The 24257-nt window shown below is 59.0% G+C and carries 26 protein-coding genes; 11 read left to right on the forward strand and 15 right to left on the reverse strand.

The genetic code is table 11. From position 1 onward, the window contains the following. Nucleotides 1–27 precede the first annotated feature (27 nt). The 4 genes from ACR0NF_RS03120 (at nt 28) to ACR0NF_RS03135 (ending at nt 3923) form a co-directional block, all read left to right on the forward strand. Nucleotides 28–1149 (forward strand): ABC transporter ATP-binding protein, encoded by a 1122-nt coding sequence (locus ACR0NF_RS03120; protein ID WP_480777755.1) that lies wholly within the window; start codon nt 28–30, stop codon nt 1147–1149. Between the two features lie 120 nt (nt 1150–1269). Further along, nucleotides 1270–2052 (forward strand): 5'/3'-nucleotidase SurE, encoded by a 783-nt coding sequence (gene surE, locus ACR0NF_RS03125; protein ID WP_480777756.1) that lies wholly within the window; start codon nt 1270–1272, stop codon nt 2050–2052. After that, a complete protein-coding gene (locus ACR0NF_RS03130; protein ID WP_480777757.1) occupies nt 2049–2699 on the forward strand; it encodes a protein-L-isoaspartate(D-aspartate) O-methyltransferase in 651 nt (216 codons plus the stop codon). The genes surE and ACR0NF_RS03130 overlap by 4 nt, the downstream gene beginning before the upstream one ends. A 63-nt stretch (nt 2700–2762) precedes the next feature. Next, entirely contained in the window at nt 2763–3923 is a 1161-nt protein-coding gene (locus ACR0NF_RS03135) for a peptidoglycan DD-metalloendopeptidase family protein (RefSeq protein WP_480657454.1), read from the forward strand. 63 nt (nt 3924–3986) lie between these two features. On the opposite strand, the gene ACR0NF_RS03140 is transcribed toward ACR0NF_RS03135, so the two are convergent. Together ACR0NF_RS03140 and ACR0NF_RS03145 are read right to left on the reverse strand one after the other, a co-directional pair. Then, on the reverse strand, nt 3987–4658 hold the full coding sequence (locus ACR0NF_RS03140; RefSeq protein ID WP_480777758.1) for a helix-turn-helix transcriptional regulator: 672 nt from the start codon (nt 4656–4658) through the stop codon (nt 3987–3989). Nucleotides 4659–4679: 21 nt separating this feature from the next. After that, on the reverse strand, nt 4680–4985 hold the full coding sequence (locus ACR0NF_RS03145; RefSeq protein WP_480469619.1) for a hypothetical protein: 306 nt from the start codon (nt 4983–4985) through the stop codon (nt 4680–4682). 218 nt (nt 4986–5203) lie between these two features. Here ACR0NF_RS03145 and ACR0NF_RS03150 point away from each other — a divergent pair, with 218 nt between their 5' ends. From ACR0NF_RS03150 to ACR0NF_RS03165, 4 genes are all read left to right on the forward strand, one after another. Beyond that, the gene (locus ACR0NF_RS03150) at nt 5204–5419 is read left to right on the forward strand and encodes a twin-arginine translocase TatA/TatE family subunit (protein ID WP_480469620.1); all 216 of its coding nucleotides are present in this window, start codon (nt 5204–5206) and stop codon (nt 5417–5419) included. Nucleotides 5420–5425: 6 nt separating this feature from the next. Further along, nucleotides 5426–5884 (forward strand): Sec-independent protein translocase protein TatB, encoded by a 459-nt coding sequence (gene tatB / locus ACR0NF_RS03155; protein WP_480777759.1) that lies wholly within the window; start codon nt 5426–5428, stop codon nt 5882–5884. Next, nucleotides 5881–6759, forward strand: a complete 879-nt coding sequence (gene tatC / locus ACR0NF_RS03160; RefSeq protein ID WP_480469622.1) for a twin-arginine translocase subunit TatC — start codon at nt 5881–5883, stop codon at nt 6757–6759. The genes tatB and tatC overlap by 4 nt, the downstream gene beginning before the upstream one ends. A gap of 114 nt (nt 6760–6873) precedes the next feature. Continuing rightward, nucleotides 6874–7716, forward strand: a complete 843-nt coding sequence (locus tag ACR0NF_RS03165) for an ATP-binding protein (RefSeq protein ID WP_480657457.1) — start codon at nt 6874–6876, stop codon at nt 7714–7716. Nucleotides 7717–7778: 62 nt separating this feature from the next. On the opposite strand, the gene ACR0NF_RS03170 is transcribed toward ACR0NF_RS03165, so the two are convergent. The 7 genes from ACR0NF_RS03170 to ACR0NF_RS03200 all read right to left on the reverse strand — a co-directional run bounded on the left by ACR0NF_RS03170 (nt 7779) and on the right by ACR0NF_RS03200 (nt 14598). Beyond that, a complete protein-coding gene (locus ACR0NF_RS03170) occupies nt 7779–8423 on the reverse strand; it encodes an SDR family NAD(P)-dependent oxidoreductase (protein ID WP_480777760.1) in 645 nt (214 codons plus the stop codon). A 42-nt stretch (nt 8424–8465) separates the two neighbouring features. After that, entirely contained in the window at nt 8466–8714 is a 249-nt protein-coding gene (locus ACR0NF_RS03175; RefSeq protein ID WP_480777761.1) for a pilus assembly protein PilP, read from the reverse strand. A gap of 242 nt (nt 8715–8956) precedes the next feature. Then, complete coding sequence (purF, locus tag ACR0NF_RS03180; RefSeq protein ID WP_480469626.1) at nt 8957–10477, reverse strand: amidophosphoribosyltransferase; 1521 nt, start codon at nt 10475–10477, stop codon at nt 8957–8959. A gap of 644 nt (nt 10478–11121) precedes the next feature. Then, nucleotides 11122–11694: a CvpA family protein gene (locus ACR0NF_RS03185; RefSeq protein WP_480469627.1), complete on the reverse strand. Its 573-nt coding sequence runs from the start codon at nt 11692–11694 to the stop codon at nt 11122–11124. A 41-nt stretch (nt 11695–11735) separates the two neighbouring features. Continuing rightward, nucleotides 11736–13100 (reverse strand): DNA repair protein RadA, encoded by a 1365-nt coding sequence (gene radA, locus ACR0NF_RS03190; RefSeq protein ID WP_480666827.1) that lies wholly within the window; start codon nt 13098–13100, stop codon nt 11736–11738. A 121-nt stretch (nt 13101–13221) separates the two neighbouring features. Next, nucleotides 13222–13998 (reverse strand): DNA repair protein, encoded by a 777-nt coding sequence (locus ACR0NF_RS03195; protein ID WP_480777762.1) that lies wholly within the window; start codon nt 13996–13998, stop codon nt 13222–13224. A gap of 147 nt (nt 13999–14145) precedes the next feature. Beyond that, nucleotides 14146–14598 carry a paraquat-inducible protein A gene (locus tag ACR0NF_RS03200; RefSeq protein ID WP_480657463.1) on the reverse strand — a complete coding sequence of 151 codons (453 nt, stop codon included), beginning with the start codon at nt 14596–14598 and terminating at the stop codon, nt 14146–14148. A 104-nt stretch (nt 14599–14702) separates the two neighbouring features. On the opposite strand from ACR0NF_RS03200, the gene ACR0NF_RS03205 reads away from it, so the two are divergent. After that, nucleotides 14703–15131 (forward strand): thioesterase family protein, encoded by a 429-nt coding sequence (locus tag ACR0NF_RS03205; protein ID WP_170470693.1) that lies wholly within the window; start codon nt 14703–14705, stop codon nt 15129–15131. On the opposite strand, the gene ACR0NF_RS03210 is transcribed toward ACR0NF_RS03205, so the two are convergent. From ACR0NF_RS03210 to alr, 3 genes are read right to left on the reverse strand one after another with little or no spacing between them, the layout of a single operon-like run. Further along, nucleotides 15128–15874, reverse strand: coding sequence for an ABC transporter ATP-binding protein (locus ACR0NF_RS03210; protein WP_480469632.1), 747 nt, complete (start codon nt 15872–15874; stop codon nt 15128–15130). The two genes, ACR0NF_RS03205 and ACR0NF_RS03210, sit on opposite strands and share 4 nt — an antisense overlap. Next, a complete protein-coding gene (locus ACR0NF_RS03215) occupies nt 15871–16653 on the reverse strand; it encodes an MlaE family ABC transporter permease (RefSeq protein WP_480469633.1) in 783 nt (260 codons plus the stop codon). The genes ACR0NF_RS03210 and ACR0NF_RS03215 overlap by 4 nt, the downstream gene beginning before the upstream one ends. Next, complete coding sequence (alr, locus tag ACR0NF_RS03220) at nt 16650–17684, reverse strand: alanine racemase (protein ID WP_480469634.1); 1035 nt, start codon at nt 17682–17684, stop codon at nt 16650–16652. Before alr ends, ACR0NF_RS03215 begins: the two co-directional genes overlap by 4 nt. Nucleotides 17685–17948: 264 nt before the next feature. Between alr and ACR0NF_RS03225 the strand changes: the two genes are divergently transcribed. After that, the gene (locus tag ACR0NF_RS03225) at nt 17949–18530 is read left to right on the forward strand and encodes a GNAT family N-acetyltransferase (protein WP_480469635.1); all 582 of its coding nucleotides are present in this window, start codon (nt 17949–17951) and stop codon (nt 18528–18530) included. A 3-nt stretch (nt 18531–18533) separates the two neighbouring features. Here ACR0NF_RS03225 and ACR0NF_RS03230 read toward each other — a convergent pair whose 3' ends face one another. Continuing rightward, nucleotides 18534–20024, reverse strand: coding sequence for a replicative DNA helicase (locus tag ACR0NF_RS03230; RefSeq protein WP_480469636.1), 1491 nt, complete (start codon nt 20022–20024; stop codon nt 18534–18536). A gap of 201 nt (nt 20025–20225) precedes the next feature. After that, on the reverse strand, nt 20226–20903 hold the full coding sequence (locus ACR0NF_RS03235; protein WP_480657469.1) for an orotate phosphoribosyltransferase: 678 nt from the start codon (nt 20901–20903) through the stop codon (nt 20226–20228). Between the two features lie 411 nt (nt 20904–21314). On the opposite strand from ACR0NF_RS03235, the gene ACR0NF_RS03240 reads away from it, so the two are divergent. Beyond that, nucleotides 21315–22595 (forward strand): alginate O-acetyltransferase AlgX-related protein, encoded by a 1281-nt coding sequence (locus ACR0NF_RS03240; RefSeq protein WP_480777763.1) that lies wholly within the window; start codon nt 21315–21317, stop codon nt 22593–22595. Between the two features lie 445 nt (nt 22596–23040). On the opposite strand, the gene ACR0NF_RS03245 is transcribed toward ACR0NF_RS03240, so the two are convergent. Further along, nucleotides 23041–24222, reverse strand: coding sequence for an ammonium transporter (locus ACR0NF_RS03245; protein WP_480469639.1), 1182 nt, complete (start codon nt 24220–24222; stop codon nt 23041–23043). Nucleotides 24223–24257: the final 35 nt, after the last annotated feature.

Genomic DNA, 24257 nt, shown 5'->3' on the forward strand with positions numbered 1-24257 from the left:
CGGGGTTGTTATCCCCGCCTAAGCCCGATGGATTTGATCGGGAAAAGGCTACGGGGTCCATCGGTGAACGTGACGACAACTCCTCCGCGACTGGAGATCCGCAATATGGTGGCGCGCTTTGGCGGGCGGACCGTTGTGGATGATGTCTCGCTGACGGTGCAGGCGGGGCAGGTCACCTGTCTGCTGGGGCCGTCGGGCTGTGGTAAGTCGACCACCTTGCGGATGATCGCAGGGGTTGAGATGCAGACCTCGGGCGAGATCTATGTCGATGGCAAGCTGATCTGCGATACGGTGTTCCGGGTGCCACCCGAGCGGCGCGAGATCGGCCTGATGTTTCAGGACTTTGCCCTGTTTCCGCATCTGAGCGTCGCTGACAATGTGGGCTTTGGCCTGAAGGGCAGCAAAGACGAAAAACGCGTGCGGGTCGAAGAACTGCTGACCAAGGTCGATCTGATGCGCTTCATCGATGGCTTCCCGCATCAGCTTTCGGGCGGTGAGCAGCAGCGGGTGGCGTTGGCCCGTGCCCTCGCGCCACGTCCGCGGATCATGTTGATGGATGAGCCATTCTCGGGCCTCGACAACCGTTTGCGGGACGGGATCCGGGATGAGACGCTGGCGATTCTCAAGGAAGAAGACGCCGCCGTTCTGCTGGTCACGCATGAGCCGGAAGAGGCGATGCGGATGGCCGATGAAATCGCATTGATGCGGCGGGGTAAGATCGTGCAGCAGGGCGCGCCATATAACGTTTATACCCGCCCAGCGGACAAGGCCGCCGTGGCATTCTTCAGTGATGTCAACGTTCTGCAGGCGCAGGTTAATGGTGCGCTGGCGCAAACTCCTTTTGGTCGCTTTCTGGCGCCGGGCGTGCCGGACGGAACCGATGTCGAAATCGTTTTTCGACCGCAACACGTGAAACTGGATTTTGACCGCAACGGCAAAGGCCCGATGCCCACGCCGACCGATGGCGTGGCCGCACGCGGCGTGGTCGAGAGAGCCCGGTTTCTGGGCAATGAAAGTCTTGTCGAGTTCCGGATGGACTATGACGGATCGATCCTGAAAGCGACGGTTCCGAATGTCTTTGTGCCGAAAGAGGGGCGCGTCATGTGGCTGACCATCCGCCGCGATCGGTGCTTTGTATTCCCGGCCTGAGGCCTTAAGACCACGATTTCCGTCCGAGTGGTGCGCGAATGCCGCAGATTGGGCCCGCCGGTCGCTTGCCGCAGCGCTGGGGCGGGTCTATCAAGGGCGAAACGCAGGGGTGGACCGGGCATGCGCATTCTTCTGACAAATGATGACGGCATCAACGCGCCGGGCCTTATCGTGCTTGAAGCGATAGCCAAAGAGCTGGCCGGGCCTGACGGAGAGATCTGGGTTGTGGCCCCGGCCTTTGAGCAATCGGGGGTAGGCCATTGCATCAGCTATACGCATCCGATGATGGTCGCCAAGCTGGGTGAGCGCCGGTTTGCGGCCGAGGGCTCTCCGGCGGATTGCGTGTTGGCGGGACTGCATGACGTGATGAAAGATACGCCGCCCGATCTGGTTTTGTCCGGTGTGAACCGAGGTAATAACTCGGCGGAAAATGCATTGTATTCCGGTACGTTGGGCGGCGCAATGGAAGCGGCTTTGCAGGGCGTTCCTGCGATTGCCTTGTCGCAATTCTTCGGTCCGCGCAATCTGGGTCTGGACGATCCCTTTGAGGCTGCGGCTCGCCATGGCGCGGCGCTGATCCGCCGCATTCTGGATGCAACACCGCAGGCACAGGGCGATTATCGGCTGTTTTACAATGTGAACTTTCCACCGGTTCCAGCCGATGAGGTTCTGGGTACTCGGGTGGCGCCACAAGGATTCCGCCGCGATACTCATTTCTCGGTCGAGCCGCACAGTTCGCCCTCGGGCCGCAGGTTCCTTTGGATCAAGGGTGGGTATCAGCACAACCCGACTGCACCGGGCACGGATGCGGCGGTGAATCTGGATGGATACATCTCGGTCACGCCGATGCGGGCCGATCTGACGGCGCATGACGCGCTTGAGGCGTTGAAGGTCATCGAATGACAGGACCAAGAGCGGAAACCACCATGCAGTTTCTGTTTGCCCTGCGCTCGCGCGGGGTGACGGACGCGCGCGTGCTGGCGGCGATGGAGCAGGTGGACCGGGGACGCTTTGTCAAAGGTCTGTTTGCTGAGCGCGCTTATGAGGATACGCCGCTGCCGATTGCCTGCGGGCAGACGATCAGCCAGCCCTCGGTCGTGGGGTTGATGACGCAGGCGTTGAAAGTGAGCCCTCGGGACACAGTGCTGGAGGTCGGGACCGGGTCGGGCTATCAGGCGGCGATCCTGTCCAAGCTGGCGCGGCGGGTTTACACAGTGGAACGGCACACGCGGCTGGTACGCGAAACCGGGCAGCTGTTTCGGGAGATGGGCCTCACCAATGTCACCGCGATGTTGTCGGATGGCTCGTTTGGTTTGCCCGAGCAGGCTCCGTTTGATCGTATCATTGTGACCGCAGCCGCCGAGGACCCGCCCGGGCCGCTCTTGGCGCAGTTGAAAATCGGCGGTATCATGGTGTTGCCGGTGGGACAATCGGATGCGGTTCAGACCTTGATCCGTGTGACACGCACCGAGACCGGACTGGACTATGACGAACTCTTACCCGTTCGTTTCGTGCCCCTGTTGGAGGGGCTGGGAAAAGACGGAGTTTAAAGGTATATTCAGAGTTATACGCTGGAACCCCGAAGAACAGGGGCAGGTGTTGAGGACAGTATAATGAGAGCAGTTTCTAAATCAGCAATGCGTCGCTGTGCGACAGGTGTGGCCGCCCTGACAATTCTGGCCGGGTGCGAAGGGCCGTTCGATTATGACCTGCGCGGTAATGTCGGCGGATTTTCAACCACTGATGCCGCGCTGGCCGCGACCGCCAGCCGACCCACACCCGATGCGCGGGGCGTTATCACTTATCCCAACTATCAAGTTGCCGTGGCGCGCCGGGGCGACACGGTGGGCGATGTGGCCAGCCGCATCGGCATGCCGGTGGCCGAGTTGGCCCGGTTCAACGGGTTGCAAGCCAACGACTCGCTGCGGGATGGGGAAGTTCTGGCCCTGCCACGCTCGGTCGGTGGCGGCGGGAGCGGTGTGGACATTGCGTCCATCGCCGGCACCGCGATTGATGAGGCACCGGATACCGGTTCCGTTCAAACCACTGCCCTGGCACCCGTTCAGACCGCCCCAGCTCCCGCGCCGTCGGGGCCCGAGCCGATCCGGCACAAGGTCAAGCGGGGTGAGACGGCCTATACGATTTCGCGCCTGTATCAGGTGTCGGTCGAGTCGCTGGCCGAGTGGAACGGGCTGGGGTCGGATTTCGCGGTGCGCGAGGACCAGTATCTGCTGATCCCGGTCAAGAACCAGCCAGCGCCGCGTGCTGCCGCACCGGCTGCCACGGCGACCGCGGTGACACAGCCGGGCGAGGGCTCTCCTACACCGACGCCGCCCAGTGCAACGCAACCCCTTCCGGATGAGAAGGTTGCCGTCGCCACGCCTGCGCCGGATGTCACCGCCGAAGCACCCACCAATTCTGGAACATCAGCTCTGGCGCTTCCAGTGGGTGGCACCATCATTCGTACCTATGAGAAGGGTAAGAACGAGGGCATCGATATTGCAGCCGCACCCGGTACTACGGTCAAGGCGGCCGAGGCGGGGACGGTTGCCGCGATCACTGCAGATGCGGATCAGGTTCCGATCATTGTGGTCAAGCACAACAACGACTTGCTGACGGTTTATGCCAATGTCGACAATATCACCGTCAAGAAAGGTGATCGGGTACGTCGGGGCCAGAAGCTCGCTGCCCTGCGCGGTGGCGACAATGCTTATGTGCATTTTGAGGTGCGCCAGGGCTTTGAGTCGGTGGACCCGGAACCCTATCTGAAATGACCGGAATGGCCCGTTCCGGGCCATGCCTCCGGCGGGGATATTTAGGGCCAGATGAAGGGCGGATCACGCGTAAGGATCGTAGTCGCTGAGCCGTTTGCCGGGTTCGTCGGTGAAGAGTTCCGGCAGCGGTCTGATGGATTCGATCAGGTCGATGCGGAAGACGCGGAAGGCATCGCGTAGTTCGCACCAGGCGGTGAGGGTCCAGACGCGTCCCCAGTATTCCATGTGCAGCGGGCGGATCGTGCGATCTGTCAGGGCGCCGTCTATGCGGCGGTAGTTGAGATGCAGTTTCTGGCGTGATTTGATCGCGGCGCGGATCGGAGCCATATGGGCCAGCCCGCGCGCGGCATCGGCAAAGGGATAGACGGCGAATTTCCAGCTGTCGGCCTCGGCAATGACCTGAGTGGGCAGGACGGCATCAATCTTTTCGGCCAGAGATTCGGCGGCGGATTTGAGATCAGGATCAGCAGCCTCGGCCACGATTGCCATGCCGAGGTTCAACGCCTCTAGTTCAGCCGGTGTCAGGTTCAGCGGGGGCAGGGTGATCTGTTCGCGCACCATGTAACCCACGCCACGTTCGCCTTCGACCGGAACGCCCGAGGCCACCAGCGTATCCATGTCGCGATAGATCGTGCGGACCGACACTTCGAGCCGGTCCGCGATATCCTGCGCGCGGTGCAGCTTGCCGTCGCGCAGGATCTGGATGATGTCGAACAGGCGGTCAGTGCGGCGCATGACACGCCGTCCGGACCGCGTTTAGGCGGTCATGTTCCATAGCACATTCTCATGGCGCATCTGGACACTGTCGGGGTCGATCACCGCCATCATCGCAGCGGCGCAATCCTGCTGCATGAAGGCGGCGGCAGCGTCTTGTGCGGATTTCATATCGGTCCAGACGACATAATCCGTCCAGCGGCCATCCTCGCCTTGGCTGAGTTGACGGTGCGCAAAGCCGGGGGCGGCGCGCACGAAGGCCTCGGACGCCTGGCTGAGTTTCACATATTCCTCTGGCGTGGTGCCGTCGGTGAGGGTGAAGGTGACGATTTCTGCGACATGGGTCATGTGGTTCTCCGTTGACCAGGTTTCGATATCGTCTTTCTAGGGCTTTACAACTGACATAAACCTGTCAGTTGTGAAAAGCCAGCCCGCAAAAAATGCGCGATCCGTTCAAATTCGCGCGCAGATTCTGCCTGCCGCACTTTTGCTGGCGCGCGCGCAGGCGTAGACACGAGGCGAGACATATTCCCGGCGCGCTGCGCCGACGTAGAAGGAGACAAGACATGCTCAACAATATCGGCCTTCCCGGCCTGCTGCTGATCGCCGTTGTGGTTCTGGTGCTGTTTGGCCGCGGCAAAATCAGCTCGTTGATGGGTGAAGTGGGCAAGGGCATCACCGCGTTCAAGAAGGGCGTCAAGGACGGCTCGGAAGAGTTGGAACAGGACGCATCCGATCTGGCCAAAGACGTCACCCCTGAGACCGACAAAGACAAGGTCTGAGCCTAGATGTTTGATCTGGGCTGGACAGAGCTTTTGGTCATCGGCATCGTCGCGTTGATCGTGGTGGGGCCGAAGGACCTGCCTGTGCTGTTTCGCAATGTCGGACGGTTCGTCGGCAAGGCGCGCGGTATGGCGCGCGAGTTCAGCACCGCGATGAACGAGGCGGCGGATGAGGCTGGCGTCAACGAGATCAAGAAGGGCCTGAAGGCGGCAACCAATCCGGTGGGCTCTGCGATGGACGGCATCAACGAAGCTGCCCGTGACGTAGCCAAGTCCATCGATCCGACCAAGTTCGACTCTGACAGCGAAACGGGCAAGCTGGCCACCGAACGGGCCGAACAAGCCAAGAAGATTCAGGCCACGACCGCCCGTGCTGCCGCTGAACGCAAGGCCAAGGAAGCTGCGGATGCGCTCGCCAAGGCGGAAGAGGCCGAAGCGGCGTTGAAAACCGAAAGCAAGACATGACCAAGACCGACGAGATCGAGGACAGCTCGGCACCATTGATCGAGCATTTGGCCGAGTTGCGCACACGGCTGATCCACTGCGTTGTGGCGTTCCTGATCGGCATGATCATCTGTTTCACCGTGGCCACGCCGCTGTTCAACTTCCTCACGCAGCCTTTGTGTGAGGTGCTGACCGAGCGTGGGCAGGATTGCGGGCTGATCTTCATCTCGCCGCAGGAAGGCTTCTTTGTCGCCATCAAGGTCTCGTTGCTGGGCGGTTTCATTCTGGCGTTCCCCTATATTGGGATGCAGATGTGGCGGTTCGTGGCGCCGGGATTGTACAAATCGGAAAAGAACGCGTTTCTGCCGTTCATGCTGGCCTCGCCCTTCATGTTCCTGCTGGGGGCAAGCTTTGCGTTCTATGTCGTCACGCCGCTGGCCTATGATTTCTTCCTTGGGTTCCAACAGTTTGGCGCTGAAGGGGAGGCCGTTGCCGAAGGCACGACCGCTCCGCTGAGCGTGGTATTTCAGGGCTCGGCGCAGGAATATTTGAACCTAACCATCAAGTTCATCGTCGCCTTTGGTTTGTGCTTTCAGCTGCCCGTATTGCTGACACTGATGGGCAAGGCAGGCCTGGTCAGCGCCGAAGGTCTAGGCGCAGTGCGCAAATATGCGGTGGTTGGCATTCTGGTGCTGGCAGCGATCGTGACGCCGCCGGACGTGATCACTCAAATCATCCTCTTTGTGGTGGTTTACGGGCTTTATGAGATCTCAATATTCCTTGTGGCTCGTGTCGAGAAAAAGCGCGAAGAACAGCTGCGGGCCGATGGCTACTATGACGATGAAGAAGCCGAGGCAGACGCAGACATGATGCAGGATTACGAAGAGACCAAGTAATCCGCTGCAGGATCTGAAAAGGCGCACCCTGAACCGGCGCGCCTTTTTCATGCGCTGCTCTTGTTGCGCCGCGCGGAACATGGTTGAACGCCGCAAAACACCCCGGAGGAGCCGATGGACGATCAAGCCTTGAACCGCATCGCAGACGCGTTGGAACGAATGGCTCCCGCGCCCTTGGCCGCACCCGATTTCAACGCGGCCCCGGCCTTCGTCTGGCATGTGGAACCCGACCGGCTGGAGCCCGTCACTCAGGTCAACCGGGTCGATCTGGATTTGCTGGTGGGGATTAACCGGTCTCGTGACACGCTGCTGGACAACACACGCCGCTTTGCCGCTGGCTACAAGGCTAACAACGCGCTGCTCTGGGGCGCGCGCGGAATGGGCAAATCCAGCCTTGTCAAAGCCGTCCATGGCACGCTGCAGGATGAGCATCCCGACTTGAAACTGGTGGAACTGCAGCGCGAGGATATGGCTTCGGTCGCGCGCCTGCTGAACCACCTGCGCTCTGCGCCGCACCGGTTCATCCTGTTCTGTGATGATTTGTCATTCAGCCACGATGATCAGCATTATAAGTCGCTCAAGGCGGTACTGGACGGCGGCATCGAAGGCCGCCCTGAGAATGTGGTGTTCTACGCCACCTCGAACCGCCGCCATTTAATGCCGCGTGACATGATCGAAAACGAACGCTCCAGCGCCATCAACCCGTCTGAGGCGGTCGAGGAAAAGGTCTCACTCTCCGACCGTTTCGGCCTGTGGCTGGGCTTCCACCCCTGCGATCAGGACGAATACCTTGCCATGATCGACCGCTACTGCGCCGCCCATGGCGTCAAGGTCGATCCGGAAACCCTGCGCGCCGAGGCCATCGAATGGCAAGCCACCCGCGGTTCGCGTTCGGGCCGCGTGGCCTGGCAATTTTTCGTCGACCTCGCCGGGCGCAACGGCGTCCATATCGCGTAATCCGCCCGCTTCATCTGGCCAAAAATATCCCCGCCGGAGGCATGGCCCGCAAGGGCCATCCCCTATAGCTGCGCCAGAATACGCGCCGCCTCATCCGCAGTGCTGGTCAACACATCCCGATCCTCACCGGGATGGAACCGCGCGCGCACGGCTGTGGGCATCGGGGCAGGCTCAACAATCGATACGCGCGGACCGGTCCGCGCTGTCTCGGCGGCCCAGCTGCGCGCCAGCGCCATCTGTGCTGCTTTGGTGGCGCCATAGATGCCATAGAACTTCTCGCCCGCTTTCGGGTCATCAAAGAACACCGCATGGCCGGCATCGCCAAGCAAGGGCGTCACATACGGGATCAGAACCGAGGTGGCCGTCGCATTGGTGTTGACCGCCTTGGCCCATTCCTTCGGATCAACAAAATGCGCAGGCGTCAGCGCCGAGGTGTGGATCGCCGTGTGCAGCCACAGATCGACCTTGCCCCAGCGGTCATGAATACCCCGGCACAGCGTTGCCATCGCGTTGGGATCGGCGATGTCCATCGGGGCCAGGGTGGCCGAGCCGCCTTTGGCCTGAATGCGGTCGTCCAGCTCTTCCAGCCCGCCTTGGGTGCGGGCGACGGCGACGATGTGATAGTCGGGGGAAAGGGCTTCGGCCAGCGCCGCGCCCAACCCGCGTGAGGCCCCGGTAATCAGGGCGATTTTGGTCTGATCGGTCATGAGGGGGGTTTGAACCCGTCCGCGCAAAGCGTCAAGTCAGGATCAACCGCCGGGAATGTCGATCCGGCGGTTCTGGCCGCTTTGTCGCAGCACAACGCCCTGTTCGTCAATCGCCACCACGCGACCAGAACCCATCCGACCGCCGGATTTCACCTTCTTAACCCGCCCCGAAGACAATCGGACCAGAGCCTGCAGTTCGGCCTTTGGGCCAAATACGCCCAGGACCGAAACCGAATTCTTCTTGAGCGCACCCCGCTGTGTGGCTGCGCTTTTGACCGTTGTATTTGCCATGATCTGCGGTCGGGCTACGCGCCCCGACCCCGTATAGTGAGTGGTTCGAGGCGCCGCGTAACATGGGCTATATCGGAGCTAAAGAGCCGTTATGTTCACATCTGGGGGAGCAGAAATGCCACCCGGCCAAGCCGCTGTGGACTCAGCAAAAATGATGAGCGGATTTTGACCGAGGGCCCCTACAGCCAACCCGCAACTGGTCTTCCATGCTATCGCTCAACGGATTGCCTGTCAGACAGCGTTCAGCCCGAGGCCAGTTTCGCCGCGTTCCATGAGCTGCCGACCACCTGCATATCCTCACGCTTCTTGCTGACCCGGCTGCTGTTTTCGAGGCTGTCCAGATAGTCCTCGTTCACCCCGGTGATGTAGTTTCCGTCAAAGCAGGAACAGTCGAAGGCTTCGATCTCGGGGTTACCTTCCTTGGCGGCCCAGATCAGATCGTCGAGATGCTGATAGAACAGCGCATCTGCGCCCAGTTCCTCACGGATTTCTTCGATCTCTTTGCCATTGGCAACCAATTCGGCCTTGGTGGGCATGTCGATGCCATAGACGTTGGGATATTTCACCGGCGGTGAGGCGCTGGCGATATAGACCTTCTTTGCACCGGCCTCACGGCACATCTGGACGATCTTCTTGATTGTATTGCCACGCACAATCGAGTCGTCGATCAGCAACACGTTATGCCCGTCGAACTCCAACGGCACCGCGTTGAGTTTGCGGCGCACGGATTTCTGCCGTTCTTCCTGACCGGGCATGATGAAGGTGCGGCCGACATAGCGGTTCTTCACCAGGCCCTCGCGGTAAGGAATGCCGGTGATCTTGGCTGCTTCGAGCGCGACAGGGCGGGCGCTGTCTGGAACGGGGATGATCCGATCGATCTGAAGGCCCGAGTCCTGAATTTGCTTTGCCAGCGTTTGGCCCATCCGCATCTGGGTCTTGTAGACCGATACGCCATCCAGCAAGGAATCTGGCCGCGCCAGGTAGACATACTCGAAAATACAAGGGGTCAGCTTGCCTTCGACGGCTTGGAACTCATGCATGTTGCCGTCAAGATCGATCAGAATCGCCTCGCCGGGGCGCAGGTCGCGCAGCTTATCAAACCCGTTGATGCCAAAGGCCACATCTTCCGAGGCGAAAGCATAATCATCCCCAACGCCCGGTGCCTCGCGTTTCGCCACTGAAAGAGGCCGGATGCCATAGGGATCACGGAAGGCCAGCATGCCGACGCCGGCGACCAGACAGATCACCGAATAGGCGCCCTGAATGCGCTCCATCGTCATTTTCACGCCGGCAAACAGGTTGCGGATCGGGTCGGCGTTGCCATTCACCTTGATCGCATCAGCGACCTTGTCGGCCAGCACGTTCAGCAGGACCTCGGAATCCGACGTGGTGCGCAGGTGGCGGCTGTACTTGGCCGTGACCTTCTCGCGCTGTTCTTCGGTGTTGGTGATGTTGCCGTTATGGACGAGGTAGATGCCATAAGGGGCGTTCACGAAAAACGGCTGCGCCTCGGCCGCGCTGAGCGAGCCTGCGGTGGGATAGCGCACATGGCCCATGCCGACCTTACCCAGCAGGGTTTCGGCGTCGCTGGCGTTGAATACATCCTTGACGAGGCCGTTGGCCTTTTTCTCGCGGAAGAATTCACCATTATAGGTCACGATGCCTGAGGCATCCTGACCCCGGTGCTGCAGCATCAGCAACCCGTCATAGATTTCCGCAAAGACATCATGTGTCCGGCTTGCGATCCCCAATATCCCACACATACACGGGCTCCAATTTCTATGACTTGTTCTGGCTGGCGTTTCGGTCGGGTCGGCTGCGGGTCGGTATCCGAATGTGGTGTTGTTGACCGCTCAGGCGGCAAACAGGCACAAGCGCGAGGGCGGCTAGTGCGAAAGAAAACAGATACAGCAAGATCGGCAGCTCCGATTCCATCTCGGTACGGCCTCCACATAATGCCAAACGATGCGTGTGTCATCAAAGGATCACATTTGTGATTTGCCACAGGCGAGATTTGTACATGCCGTGGGTTTGGGATGACAAATGGGCAGACCTATGCTGTCATATGTTCGCGAGTGTTTTTGCAGACACTCTGGCAACACTGGGTGGAGCACAGCTATGTGGCAACACAAACAGAACAGGCCAAAAGAAGAACCCGTCAAACGGCGGTGTCATCGCTGTCGCGGGGCCGGCCGCGCACCCTGTGAGATCTGCAAAGGCAGCGGCGAGGTGGTCAAGAGTCGCGACCAATTCGGCAAACCTATCTCAAGCCGGTGCGACGGGTGTTTTGGGCTGAAAAGCATCCGGTGCAATATCTGCGGTGGAGAAGGGTTCGTTTGATCCCTGCGGCCTGGGCATGAAAAAGCCCGGTCGAAGCCGGGCTTTCATCAGTTCAGTTTGACTGCGTTCAGCCTTCCGACGCGCTGTCTGCGGTGCAGCTGGCAACCAGCTGTTCATACTGGGCGGTGACCCAACCCAGCGCAGCTTCGGGGTTTTGTTCTTCGATTTTACCGCTGAACTGTTCGAACACTTTGGCCGAGCGGCTTTCGTCGACGATTGTATAGGACTGACCGGTCATCACGGTGTCGTAGACAAAGAACGCAATCGCAACCAGCAGGATGCCGCGTGCAATGCCGAAGAAGAACCCAAGCGCCTGATCCAGCCCGCCAATCGCCGAGCGTTGCACCAGCGATGAGAACAGCGGTGTAAAAATGCTAACCACGATCAGAGCGATTGCGAAGACCGCAGCAAAGCCGGTAATAACCGAAAGCTCGCAACTGTCGCGCAGGAACTCTCCGACCACCGGGACCTCTTTCACCAGCGGCACGGCTTGCGGTGCGAAGATGAATGCCAGAACGGCGGCGGCGACCCAGCCCGCGATGGCCAGAACCTCGCGCATGAAACCGCGTGAGTAGGCCAAAAGGCCTGACAGCACGATGATCAGGGCGACAACCCCGTCAATTATTGTAAAACCTTCCATGGCCCTCGCCTGTTCTTTTTACTGCCCCTCGGGGCGCGACCTTAACCTGCTCCGAAGGTTTCGCCAACAAACCCCACCAAATCAGAGGGTCGGGTGAGTGTCAGACCTGCCACAGTGCCGGTTTTGCCACCCGCCGGAGCAATTGCCGCTGTGAAACCAAGTTTTTGCGCTTCTTTCAACCTGTTTTCGGTTTGTGGGGCGGGTCTAAGTGCCCCCGACAGCGAGATTTCTCCGAAAACCACAGTATCGGCAGGCAGGGCGGTATCTTCGCGGGCGCTGAGCAGTGCGGCGGCAACCGCGAGGTCTGCGGCGGGTTCAGAGACTTTCAACCCTCCGGCCACGTTGAGATAGACATCGAGCCCGGCAAAGGGGATGCCGCAACGGGCTTCGAGTACGGCGAGGATCATGGCGAGCCGCCCGCTGTCCCATCCCACCACCGTGCGTCGGGGCTGCGAATGGGGCGAGGGCGCAACTAGTGCCTGCAGTTCGACTAACACGGGGCGGGTGCCTTCGATGCCTGCGAAGACGGCTGATCCGGGGCAGGGTGTGCCACGCTCCGACAGGAACAGGGCCGAGGGGTTGGTAACCTGGGCCAGACCCTTGCCCGTCATCTCGAATACGCCGATCTCATCCGCCGGGCCAAAGCGGTTCTTGACCGCGCGCAGGATGCGGAACTGGTGTCCACGCTCACCTTCGAAATAGAGTACGGTATCGACCATATGTTCGACAACGCGGGGGCCAGCGATCTGGCCTTCCTTGGTGACATGGCCAACCATGATGATCGACACGCCGTGGCGTTTGGCGAATGTCGTCAGTTCATGCGCTGCGGCGCGGACCTGACTGACCGAGCCCGGCGCGCTATCCACATTGTCAGCCCACATGGTCTGGATCGAGTCGATGATGGCGAGGCCTGGTTTTTCGGCCTCTAGCGTGGTGAGGATGTCGCGCAGGTTGGTCTCAGCGGCCAGTTGGACGGGCGATTCCTCCAGACCCAACCGGCGTGCGCGCATCCGAACCTGCGCACTGGCTTCTTCACCCGAGACGTAGATGGTTTTGATCCCATTGCGAGCAAAGCGGGCAGCCGCCTGCAAAAGAAGGGTGGATTTGCCGATACCGGGGTCTCCACCAACCAGCAGGGCCGAGGCGGGGACGAGACCACCGCCAAGGACGCGATCCAGTTCTTCTACGCCGCAGAGGGTGCGGGGCGGAGGTGTTTCTTCGGTCGACAGGTCGGTGAGCGCGATAGACTGGCCGCGCTTGCCGCCGAGTGATTTCTTGGCCGGTCCCGCCGAAAGGGGCGCTTCCTGAACAATGGTATTCCATTCGCCGCAGCCATCGCAGCGACCGGACCATCTTGTATGCGAGGCACCGCAGGCGGAGCAGGTGAAGGATTTTGTCTTAGCCATGCCGCCCTTCGTGCCCCAGGCGGGGCGGTTCTTCAAGCCCTTGCGGGCTTTCCTCACCGCCGGGGGTGCGCCGCATCGTCAGGCCCTGCGGGCCATCCTCTGCGGCGGGCGCTGAAAGCGCCTATTCCGCGGCACGCGGCGGGGTCATGGCAACCACGCTGCCGGGTGTTTGATCGTCCGTCGGGGATTGCAGCTGCGCCGACAGTTCCGGCAGCAGGTCGAACAGCTCATCCCTGAGGCGCGCGAGTTGGGATTTGGCGATGGATTCCTCGATCTCGATATCGCGGGTCCACTGACGCAGCTCGTGCTGGATGGTCTGGGCATCTTCGATCCGTTGCTGGAATTGCTCGACCTCTTCCTGCCGTTGCCGCAGGAAGGCGCGGGCGCGCTCTACTTTGGCATCTCCGTAGGTTTCAGCCAGTTCCTGGCTGATCTGGCTCATCTGTGCGGCCAGTTCCAGCACCTGGGGTTCAAGCCCCTGAAGATCGGGATGGTCGCGCAGGAAGGCCATACGCTCTTTCACCGCGTCGAATTCGGATGACAGCGCGAAGGTGCCGTTGCGGTCAGCAGCATGGGCGAGTTGGTAGGCACCGGCCACATCCTGCATGTTGAGAGAGAAGTTGCGGTGCGTCCGCTCCAGCGCCATCATTCGGGCGCTTGAGGGCAGATAGAAGGTCAGCATAAGGATCAGCGCGGTCAGGCCGATCTGAACGTAGGGACCAGCGTCTATCGCGGCACCACCGCTGAGGCCAGCCTGCAGGGACAGCCACGGCAGGATACCGAAGGCGGACAAAACAGTTGTTGTGACCGCGAATAATGCGGCGGCGCAGATCAGGAAAAATGTCAGTTTCAATAAGGCATTCTGAAATTGCAATGTGATAGAGTGAAGGGCGGCCATGATGTCGATCTCCTTCTTTAACCGATACGAAACCGGGTCAAAGCGGACGACAATCAAGCACGATCTGGTCCGCTGAGGACCCGTGAACTACAAAAACGTTGCTGCTCGAAATATCATAAAGATACTCAGAAATGCGTTTTCAATCAATTACGTCTGAGGTTTTCGTGATCCAGATGTCATCTCTGTAATGTGACCTAGGGTCAACGAAGCGAGGATGCAGCCGGTGAACAGGTAAAGGCCCCAGGCTGTTTCGATGGTGGCGTATGAGATGCCTTTGGCCAGTGTGATGTAAAGCGCGATGAGGAAGATATCGGCCATCGCCAGCTTGCCGAGGATGTTCAGTGCGGGTTGGACGCGCGGGTCCAGCAGGTTCCATTGGATCAGCGCGGTCCCGATGGTTTTGATGTAGGGTGCGAAGAGGGCGAAGACGGTGACAATCAACGCGAGGAAGATGTCGGACTTCCACAAGGACTGGAGCCCGGTGATGACGCTTATTTCGCTGAGACCGAAGATCGGCAAGAGCCCTGCGCGCATCAGCGGGGCGAACCACGCGATGGGGTAGAGGATCAGGAGTGAAAGGGTGGCGAGGCGGAGGGTCATATGTACTTTTTAGGTGTTCCGCCGCCTATCGGGCGACGCGTTTCAGTTATGTGTTAGCTTAATTCAAGAATTCAAACTCGTTTTTGTCAGTGGGGAGACCTCAGATGCCAGCTTTTGTGGCTTTCAAGTCAATTGTTGATCCTTCGGATTGCGATTTTCTGGGGCATATGAATGTCTCGCGGTACTTTGCGGCTTGCTCAGATTCGGTGTTTGCTATCCAATCGGAGATGGGATTGAACGCAGACGATATGCGTTCGGGACGGAAGCTATCATTTGCGGTGGTACATGCGGAGAGTAGTTTCCTCGCCGAACTTCGAGCGGGGGAGGCTATTCAGATGGAGAGTGAGGTACTCGAGATAGGCGGGAAGTCGGTCACCTTCCGACACAGATTGCTGCGCTCTGCCGACAGAAAAACTGTATTCTCAACAGTGTTCAAATGCGTCTTGTTAAATCTCGAATCTCGAAAAGCCGAATTGCTTCCAGATGAGGTTGTCGCGAGCGCGAAAAACTGGCTAGTGAGTGAGAAAGATTAGCGCACTGCCTCAATCGGCCCCTCTGCACTCCCGCTGATGAACTGCTCCACATAGGGATCGCCCGAGGCGTCCATCTGGCTGACCGGGCCGGTCCACTGGATCACGCCTCCGTGCAGCATGGCCACGTTGTCGGCAATCGCGCGGACCGAACTCATATCGTGGGTGATGGTCATCGCAGTGGCTCCCATCTCGGTCACGATCTCGCGGATCAGGTCGTTGATGACGCCGGACATGATGGGATCGAGGCCGGTGGTGGGCTCGTCAAAGAAGATGATCTCGGGCTCGGCGGCGATGGCGCGGGCGAGGCCGACGCGCTTTTGCATGCCGCCTGACAACTCGGCGGGGAAGCGGTCGGCGACGTTGGATTTCAGACCGACGCGGCGCAGTTTTTCGATGGCGATTTCGCGCGCCTCATCCGCCGGGCGTTTCAGCGAGCCGCGCAGTAGGCGGAAGGCGACGTTTTGCCAGACGGGCAGGGAGTCAAACAGCGCAGCACCCTGAAACAGCATGCCGAAACGCGCCAGAAACGCATCCCGGTCACCTTTCTGGGCGTCCTTGCCGTCGACATAGATCATGCCGCTGTCAGGCTTGATCAGGCCGAGGATGCATTTCAGTGCCACGGATTTGCCGGTGCCCGAACCGCCAATGATGACCATCGAGGTACCCTTGGGAATTTCAAGGTTCATGCCTTGCAACACGTGATTGTCGCCAAAGGCCTTATGTACGTTCTCCATCCGGATCATAGCGAGAAGAACACCCCTGTGAGTACGAAATTGGCGGCGAGGATCAGCACGGCGGCGGCCTCGACCGAACCTTTGGTGGCGCGGCCCACGCCCTGCGCGCCGCGGCCCGAGGACATGCCGTAGTAGCAGCCCATGATGGCGGCGATGACGCCGAAGGCGGCCCCTTTGACCAGCGACGAGACGATGTCGCGGGTTTCAAGGAAGTCTACGGTGTTTTTTAGATAGGCCGCTGGGTTGAAGCCCAGATTTTGCGTGGCCACGGTGTAACCGCCTGCGATGCCAATGATATCTCCGACCCCGACCAGCGCCGGGACGGTGATTAGGGCGGCCAGCACGCGCGGGGCGGTGAGGTATTTCATCGGGTGCGTGGACAAAGTGACCAGAGCGTCGATCTGCTCGGTCACTTTCATCGTCGCAATCTCGGCGGCGATCGAAGACGTCACGCGGGCGGCGATCATCAGGCCGACCAGCACCGGGCCAAGCTCTCGCACCATGCCGATGGCGACGATCTGGGGCACCACGGCCTCAGCATTGAAACGCGCGCCGCCTGCGTAGATCTGCAGCGCCAGCGCGCCGCCGGTGAAAATGGCGGTCAGGCCAACCACGGGCAGGGACAGCCAGCCGATGTTCAGCAGGGCGATGCCGAATTCGCGCGGATAAAACGGGGGGCGGAAAATATGCGAAACCGCGTCGAGCGCGAACAGCGCGACGCGGCCAAACGCGGCCAGCATGTTAAGGATGGCGCGTCCCAGCTCACCCAGCAATGAGATGGGGTTCATTCCACGTAGCCTCGGGAATAGCGGCTGCCGAGCGAGGTCAGGATTTCATAGCCGATGGTTCCGGCGGCCTCGGCCAGATCATCGACGGTTTGGTGCCCGTTCAGGATACGCAGGCGATCAGGTTTGTACGGCAAGTCGGTAACATCCACGGTGATCAGGTCCATCGAGATACGTCCTACCACCGGGCAGGGCTGATCACCAGCGAATGTATCAATGCCGCCGCCGATGGCACGATGTAGCCCATCGGCATAACCCGCCGCGACGGTTGCGATCCTGGACGGGCGGCGCGCGGTCCAGCTGTTGCCGTAGCCCACGGTCTCACCCACCGCGACGTCGCGCACTTGAATCACCGGAAGATCAACAGTCACCACCGGCTTGGCTCCGGCAAAGGGCATCCCGCCATAGAGACCGATGCCCGGACGGCAGAAGTCAAAGTGGAATTCAGGCCCCAGCAGAGTGCCCCCGGTTGCGGCAAGCGAGCGGGGGGCTTCAACCCCGTCGGTCATCTGCTTGAATGTGTTGAGCTGCTGGCGGTTCATCGGATGGTCGGGTTCGTCCGCGCAGGCCAGATGAGACATCACCACCAGTGGATCAAGTTCCAACGCTTTGTGCCGCAGTTCGGCCCAGTCCGCCGGTTCCAGGCCCAGACGGTTCATTCCGCTGTCCAGCTGGATGCCGAAACGATGATCCGGCAGCGCCTCGAGGTGACGTTTGAACTGCTCGGGGGAGTTGATCAGCGGAGTCAGATTATGGTGGCGCAGCAGATCGGTATCGCCTTCCATATGGCCAGAGAACACGGCAACCAGTGCCTCGGGTCCCACGGCCTCGCGAACGATGGCGCCTTCTTCGGCAGCAGCGACAAAAAACTTGCGCACGCCTTCTTCAGCCAGCGCCCAGGCAACCGGTTCCGCGCCCAGACCATAGGCGTCAGCCTTGACCACGGCGCCGGTTTCGACTTCCGTCTTTGCATCCAGCGCGCGCCAATTGTGGGCGAGCGCGTGCAGATTGATCGTTAAACGTGCAGTACTCATGATCCCGTTCAAGACATTGCCCGTTCCAAGGTCAAGAGGGAATGGTGATTTGAAAACGGGTTTCATGTATCGATATGATATCGCCGCGCCGCGAGGCCAATAAATCCAAGGATTTGCGCGACTTGTCGCAAAGCGGCAAAAGGTATCGGATTGTATTCACATCAGTGTTAAAACGCGTTGGCGGGGCCTATCGTTCATGTTTTTCACGCGGGTTGTTGAGCAAACCGATGTGCCGGTTGCATTGCCACACGGGGCATGGGCGCTATGCCCACCGATTACATGGGAATGAGAGGCATCAACATGGCCATCCAGTTCATATCTGGTCACGACCAGCGCGCAGCCGATATTGTGGCGCTTTTCACTGCCGTTTTTACCGCTTCGGAAGGTGCAGACGAAGGCAAGCTGATCGGGTCACTGGTGCATGACCTGATCACGACCACGCCGGATGGCGAACTCTATGCGTATTCAGCGGTAAAAGGGCGCGCTTTGCTGGGCTGCATCTGCTTGTCCCGTCTACGCTTTGATCAGGACGCTCGGCAGGTGTTTATCTTGTCACCGGTCGCGGTCAGCACAGAACATCAGAGGGGTGGCGTGGGGCAAGCGCTGATCACGCATGGATTGGATCAGTTACGTAAGGCGGGGGTTGATATGGTGTTCACCTATGGCGACCCGGCTTATTACGGCAAAACCGGCTTCCAGCCGATCTCGGAGGCGTTTGCAAAGGCTCCAATGAAGCTGAGCTATCCGCACGGCTGGTTGGCACAATCTCTGACCGAAGCCGAGATGACACCCCTCAAGGGTGCGTCGCATTGTGTTGAGGCGTTGAACCGGCCCGAGCTCTGGTAGGCGTCAGTACCCTTCGATCTGACCGTCCTGTTGCCAGGGTTTGACCAGATTGCCGAAGCGAGTAAATTGTGCCTCGAAGGATAGCTCGACCGTGCCGATGGGGCCGTGGCGCTGCTTGCCGACGATGACTTCGGCTTTGCCGTGCAAGCGTTCCATAGCCTGCTTCCATTCTTCCATCTTTTCCAGCTCGTGATCGCCGGGCTTTTCGCGTTCCTTGTAATATTCCTCGCGGAACACGAACATCACCACGTCAGCGTCCTGTTCGATCGAGCCTGATTCCCGCAGGTCAGACAGTTGCGGGCGTTTGTCGTCGCGGTTTTCCACCTGACGGGAGAGCTGAGACAGCGCGATCACCGGGATGTTCAACTCTTTGGCGATGGCCTTCATGCCCATCGAAATCTCGGCGATTTCGTTCACGCGATTGTCGGCCATGCCGCGGCAGAGCTGCAGATAGTCGATCACCAGCAGGTCCAAGCCGTGCGTCCGCTTCAACCTCCTCGCGCGGGCGGCAAGTTGTGAGATCGGCAGGGCGGGGGTGTCATCAATGAAGAGCGGGCAAGCTTCCAGTTCCTTGGCCGCGTCCACGAAGCGGCGGAACTCGGCTTCGGTCATGTCGCCTTGCCGGATTTTGTGTGAGGAAATCTCGGAAGCTTCGGCCAGAACCCGGCCTGCCAGCTGCTCGGCGCTCATTTCGAGCGAGAAGAACCCAACGACGCCGCCGTCAATGGCACCCTCTGAACCATCCGGCTTGGTGCCGCGTTTATAGGCCTTGGCCACATTGAACGCCACGTTGGTCGCCAGCGAGGTTTTCCCCATCGATGGGCGCCCCGCCAGAATAATCAGGTCGGACGGATGCAGACCCCCAAGCTGCTTATCCAGGTCGGCCAGACCGGTGGAAATCCCCGCCATGCCGCCACCGCGCTGGTAAGCCTCGTTGGTGACGTTGACGGCTTCTGTGACCGCCTTGAGGAAGGATTGAAAGCCCTGTTCGGTCTGGCCCTGCTCGGACAGCTGGTAAAGTTGTTGCTCGGCTTCGACGATCTGTTCCTTGGGCTCACTGGATACATCGACCCGTGCTGCCTTGTCCGAGATGTCGCGACCCAGCCGGATCAACTCGCGCCGGATGGCGAGGTCATAGATCATCTGAGCATAGTCATGCACGGCAAAGGCGCTGATCGAGGCTCCGGCCAGTTTGACCAGATAGGCCGGGCCGCCCAATTCTTTCAGGCCCTCGTCTTCGGCCATGAAGGATTTCAGCGTCACGGGTGAGGCCAGCGCATTCTTGGCTATACGTGTGGCTGCCACCTCATAGATGCGGGCATGAACCGGATCATAGAAATGCTCGGCCCCGATGATCGAGGCGACCCGGTCATAGAGATCATTATTTGTCAGAATCGCGCCCAGAAGTTGCTGCTCGGCCTCGATCGAATGCGGCATGGTTTCCGGATTCTGAATCTGTGCCGCTGCCTGCTCGATACTACTGATCTCGTTCATTGCTGCTCTCATCGTCCCCATGGGACAAGGTCCATAGCTTAGACCTGCGAGTCGGGGCAAATTGTATGTTTTTGGGGATAGGTTGTGAATATCTCCCGACCCCTGCATATTGAAGCAATATGGGGTCGAGCGTCAACATATTGTGCGATTGGTGCCTGTCGCGCGACCGCTGTTTCCAGTTTGAAAACAGTTGTCGCAACGTCAACTTTTGTTGGCTTCCTGCCACCCGCGCGGGTCGCTCAGGAAGGCTTCGACACCGCTAAGGGTCTCTTCGTCAAAGGCCTTTTGCGCCTTGGCCTCGGCCAGAACATCCCACCAGGTGCATAAGGAGTGCAGCTTCACGCCGTGGTCACCCAGCGTCTTCTCGGTCTCGGGGAAAATACCGTAGTAGAAAATCACGGCCGTATGCCCGCAGGTCGCACCCGTTTCGCGGATCGCATCCACGAAGGATAGTTTCGAGCCACCATCGGTTGTCAGATCCTCGACCAGCAGAACGCGTTCACCTTCGCTCATCTCGCCTTCGATGCGGGCGTTGCGGCCATAGCCTTTGGGCTTCTTGCGCACATAGGTCATCGGCAGGGCCATCCGCTCGGCAACCATGGCCGCGAACGGGATGCCTGCAGTCTCGCCGCCAGCGATGTTGTCAAACGCCTCGAAGCCTGCGTCGCGCATCACGGTGATGGTCAGAAAGTCCATCAGGGTCGAGCGGATGCGTGGGTATGAGATCAGTTTGCGACAATCGATATAGGTCGGGCTGGGCAGGCCCGAGGCCAGCGTGAAGGGCTCGCGCGAGTTGAAGTGCACGGCCTTGATCTCCAGCAGCATCCGTGCGGTCAGGCGGGCGATTTCGGTGCTGTCGGGGAAGGAACTGGGGATCATAGCGCAAACCTCTGGGCTGGAAGGGTGTCGCAGGCTGATAGCCCGACCGCCGGTCCGGAGTCGAGAGGCGAACGCCGAAAAGAAAAGCGGACCCCAAGAGATTCTCGACTGGGGCAATTGTGGTTTAGTTCAACTGGTTTCAGGCCAATTGAATTGAAATTTCGATCCAATCCTGCCGAAGAGCCAACGATTGATACGAAGGGGCGCTCTATCCGATCCCCAGCGCATGCTGAGACGCGTAAGCTTGACAGCAAGCAGACGATAAGCATCCTTATTATAGCATTCTGCAATAACAGCCGAGTTGATGCCAAGTATTCCCATTGGATCATGTGTAGGGCGTCACGTGTAATTGAATAGTAACCAGTATTGGAGGTAACTTTGCAAAGAAGAAGAGATTGGCGCATTCTGGCCGTGGCCATTACAATAGTAGCTGCTGCGGTTGCCTTTGCATTATTGTCGGCAGATTCAACGCCAACAACACCTGATAGCAGACGACTTTTTGGACTTTGGAGGTTCCGTCACGTCGCATTCTTCTTTGGAATGCTTCTTGTTGCAGTTTATTTGTTACTATTGGTGCTCGGCCGGAGAGAACAACAGTTTACATTTTTAGGAACTGTGTTGGTTTGCGGGCTTTCTTTTGCATTTTTAGAACTGCTTGGACAGACCGGGTTGTTCAGTTGGCAATCGCTGATCAAAAGCCCGGGAACAGATCTTTATGAACTGGGGTATACTCGTGTGCCGGATGTTGATCGTGAAATCACTTCTGGACAAGACACAGCCTTGGCTTGGGGACTCCCAAGCGAACCAATTGTCTTTGATTTCAAGACCGACCCGGTTGGTTTCAGGAACGCATCGGATTCAAGAAACGCTGCTGTAGTGCTGGTTGGGGACAGTTTCATCCAAGGCCCATTGATACAGCAAAAGGATACAATGGATTCGGTTTTGTCTAATGAAACTGGCTTACAGGTCGCTCAGGCGGCGCTTTTGGGATTGTCGCCGCAAGCGGGTCAAGGTGTTTTCTGGAATTCTGGCATTCCGGCCAAGGATAAAGTTGTTGTTCAGTTTATATTCGGCGGTAATGATCTGTGGGATTCCTATTTTTATGAAGCGAGAGGAACTGACGGTATTGTCGAAGACTCTCGTGCTGTACACGATCCGCACTATCCGTATCTGACCAGAATGGCGTGGGGCGCACTTACGACATTAACCGATCGGCAGCGCGGGCTGAGTGGGCTGGATATCTGTCATATTGATGGAGATGTCTATACGTTTCGATTGACGTCTTGGGTCATAGATGGATACGAGGACCAAGCCGCCATCATAACAAAGTCAATGGACGAATTCGCTGCGCGTATCGAGGAAGAAGGTGGCGAATATCTAGTTGTTTACATTCCGTCAAAGCTTCGGGTGCTTTCGCCATATTGTACCTTCCCAGAAGACAGTAAGTTGGCAAATGTAGAAAGTCATCTGTCTCCGCTGCGTGAGGACATTCAGGCATGGTCGAGCGCAAGTGGAGTGCCCTTCCTCGACCTTACGTCAGCATTGCAAGAACAGGTGGAAACCGGTGAAAACCCGTGGTTTTGGGGTGATACACATTGGAGTGCAATTGGTCACGCCGTTGCTGCGAAGGAAATCGCAAAATGGGCACCTTTTCAAGACGCTATAAATCGAATGGTACATAGCGGCGGGTAAAGCTGACTTAGAAACATCTGAGAAGTCGGTGGATGTTCGGACATCGATCACTCCGAGGGCCGCGTTGGTATATGGAAAACAGATACGGTGTACAGTATGAAACTTGCCGTTATCGGTATTGGGGTGCGGCTTGATATGACACCTGACATCGGATGGAGAATAGGCGTTCTCTGATCGTTTTTTCTTAGCTTGCTGCGCAGAGGCAAATACAACTACCTAGTTCTGGATGGGATATTCTTGCTCGCTCGAACTCGAGCTCCGTAACATGATCTGCGTGAAGAGTTTGATAAGCGGTTGTGTGTCTATCGCCAGTTTCAGCGCTGAACGCTGGTGGAGCCTTGGGAAGAGTTGATAGATGTTATGAACCACGACTGGCTGTAGAAAAGCGGACCTCGTCAAGAGGTCCGCTTTGGCCCTTTGCGGGCGCATAGCAGCCAAGGTGGGCTTAGCTGCTCATGTCGTAGGCGCGTTCCCCATGTACCGAGAGATCGAGCCCGTTTGTTTCGGTCTCGGCGTCTACGCGAAGCGGGGTGATGAGTGCAACCACCTTTACCAACACAATCGTGACAATTGCCGTAAAGACACCCACAATCACCAACCCACCCAGTTGTGCGGTCCATGTGCCCAAACCGAACAGGGCGATCATCAATGTGCCGAAGATGCCTCCGACACCGTGAACGGCGAAAACATCCAATGTGTCGTCGATGTTCAGCTTGTTGCGGATCAAATTGACCGCCTCCTGGCACAGGATACCTGCAACGGCACCGATGATCAGCGCCTGCACTGGCCCCACAAAGCCCGAGGCCGGAGTGATCGAGGCCAGACCGGCGATGGTGCCAGTCACAAGGCCGACCATAGAGGCTTTGCCAAAACGGATGCGTTCCCACAGCGCCCAGGTCAGCGATGCGGTTGCAGCCGACAGGTGGGTGACGGTCATGGCCATCGCGGCGCCTCCGTCAGCGGCCAGTTGCGAGCCACCGTTGAAGCCGAACCAGCCCACCCACAGCATTGCGGCACCCACCATCACATAGCCGGGGTTGTGCGGAGGCGTGGTGCGATTGCGGCGCGGGCCGAGTATGACGGCGATGATCAATGCCGCCAGACCGGCGGTTTCGTGGACGACGATGCCACCCGCGAAGTCACGTACGCCGATCTCACCCAGAATGCCTCCATCCGCCAGCATTCCACCGCCCCAAATCCAATGGACGACGGGTGCATAGCAGAGCAGCATCCAGAGGGCTGAGAATGTCAGGACGAAGCCAAAGCCCACACGCTCGACATAGGCGCCGACGATCAGGGCAGGGGTGATGATCGCGAAGGTCATCTGGAAGGCGAAGAACAGGACCTCGGGCAGGGTGCCTGCGAGGCTGTCGGCGTCCACGCCGTTTAGAAACGCTTTGCCCAGACCACCCCAAAGGCCGCTCTCACCCGGGCCGAAGGCAATGGAATACCCCGCGACCAGCCACAGAATGCTCATCAAACAGGCAATCGAAAAGCAATGCATGAAGACGCTGAGGACATTTCGGGCACGCACGAGCCCGCCGTAGAACAGGGCAAGGCCCGGCAATGTCATGAACAGGACCAGTGCTGTTGCCACAATGATCCACGCTGTATCGGCTCCGTTCATGGGCCGCTCTCCTTTCCCTGTGGGGGCGTCGATTG

The sequence above is a fragment of the Ruegeria sp. CF4 genome, from assembly GCF_056537345.1.

What these genes read in the sequence shown, in the direction of transcription:
- surE (WP_480777756.1), top strand. Translation starts at nt 1,270, where the DNA reads ATGCGCATTCTTCTGACAAATGATGACGGCATCAACGCGCCGGGCCTT.
- alr (WP_480469634.1), bottom strand. Translation starts at nt 17,684, where the DNA reads ATGAGTACTGCACGTTTAACGATCAATCTGCACGCGCTCGCCCACAAT.
- ACR0NF_RS03140 (WP_480777758.1), bottom strand. Translation starts at nt 4,658, where the DNA reads ATGCGCCGCACTGACCGCCTGTTCGACATCATCCAGATCCTGCGCGAC.
- ACR0NF_RS03235 (WP_480657469.1), bottom strand. Translation starts at nt 20,903, where the DNA reads ATGATCCCCAGTTCCTTCCCCGACAGCACCGAAATCGCCCGCCTGACC.
- purF (WP_480469626.1), bottom strand. Translation starts at nt 10,477, where the DNA reads ATGTGTGGGATATTGGGGATCGCAAGCCGGACACATGATGTCTTTGCG.
- radA (WP_480666827.1), bottom strand. Translation starts at nt 13,100, where the DNA reads ATGGCTAAGACAAAATCCTTCACCTGCTCCGCCTGCGGTGCCTCGCAT.
- tatB (WP_480777759.1), top strand. Translation starts at nt 5,426, where the DNA reads ATGTTTGATCTGGGCTGGACAGAGCTTTTGGTCATCGGCATCGTCGCG.
- ACR0NF_RS03135 (WP_480657454.1), top strand. Translation starts at nt 2,763, where the DNA reads ATGAGAGCAGTTTCTAAATCAGCAATGCGTCGCTGTGCGACAGGTGTG.
- ACR0NF_RS03175 (WP_480777761.1), bottom strand. Translation starts at nt 8,714, where the DNA reads ATGGCAAATACAACGGTCAAAAGCGCAGCCACACAGCGGGGTGCGCTC.
- ACR0NF_RS03120 (WP_480777755.1), top strand. Translation starts at nt 28, where the DNA reads ATGGATTTGATCGGGAAAAGGCTACGGGGTCCATCGGTGAACGTGACG.
- ACR0NF_RS03145 (WP_480469619.1), bottom strand. Translation starts at nt 4,985, where the DNA reads ATGACCCATGTCGCAGAAATCGTCACCTTCACCCTCACCGACGGCACC.
- tatC (WP_480469622.1), top strand. Translation starts at nt 5,881, where the DNA reads ATGACCAAGACCGACGAGATCGAGGACAGCTCGGCACCATTGATCGAG.
- ACR0NF_RS03210 (WP_480469632.1), bottom strand. Translation starts at nt 15,874, where the DNA reads ATGATCCGGATGGAGAACGTACATAAGGCCTTTGGCGACAATCACGTG.
- ACR0NF_RS03130 (WP_480777757.1), top strand. Translation starts at nt 2,049, where the DNA reads ATGACAGGACCAAGAGCGGAAACCACCATGCAGTTTCTGTTTGCCCTG.
- ACR0NF_RS03200 (WP_480657463.1), bottom strand. Translation starts at nt 14,598, where the DNA reads ATGACCCTCCGCCTCGCCACCCTTTCACTCCTGATCCTCTACCCCATC.
- ACR0NF_RS03225 (WP_480469635.1), top strand. Translation starts at nt 17,949, where the DNA reads ATGCCCACCGATTACATGGGAATGAGAGGCATCAACATGGCCATCCAG.
- ACR0NF_RS03245 (WP_480469639.1), bottom strand. Translation starts at nt 24,222, where the DNA reads ATGAACGGAGCCGATACAGCGTGGATCATTGTGGCAACAGCACTGGTC.
- ACR0NF_RS03205 (WP_170470693.1), top strand. Translation starts at nt 14,703, where the DNA reads ATGCCAGCTTTTGTGGCTTTCAAGTCAATTGTTGATCCTTCGGATTGC.
- ACR0NF_RS03150 (WP_480469620.1), top strand. Translation starts at nt 5,204, where the DNA reads ATGCTCAACAATATCGGCCTTCCCGGCCTGCTGCTGATCGCCGTTGTG.
- ACR0NF_RS03230 (WP_480469636.1), bottom strand. Translation starts at nt 20,024, where the DNA reads ATGAACGAGATCAGTAGTATCGAGCAGGCAGCGGCACAGATTCAGAAT.
- ACR0NF_RS03185 (WP_480469627.1), bottom strand. Translation starts at nt 11,694, where the DNA reads ATGGAAGGTTTTACAATAATTGACGGGGTTGTCGCCCTGATCATCGTG.
- ACR0NF_RS03165 (WP_480657457.1), top strand. Translation starts at nt 6,874, where the DNA reads ATGGACGATCAAGCCTTGAACCGCATCGCAGACGCGTTGGAACGAATG.
- ACR0NF_RS03215 (WP_480469633.1), bottom strand. Translation starts at nt 16,653, where the DNA reads ATGAACCCCATCTCATTGCTGGGTGAGCTGGGACGCGCCATCCTTAAC.
- ACR0NF_RS03195 (WP_480777762.1), bottom strand. Translation starts at nt 13,998, where the DNA reads ATGGCCGCCCTTCACTCTATCACATTGCAATTTCAGAATGCCTTATTG.
- ACR0NF_RS03170 (WP_480777760.1), bottom strand. Translation starts at nt 8,423, where the DNA reads ATGACCGATCAGACCAAAATCGCCCTGATTACCGGGGCCTCACGCGGG.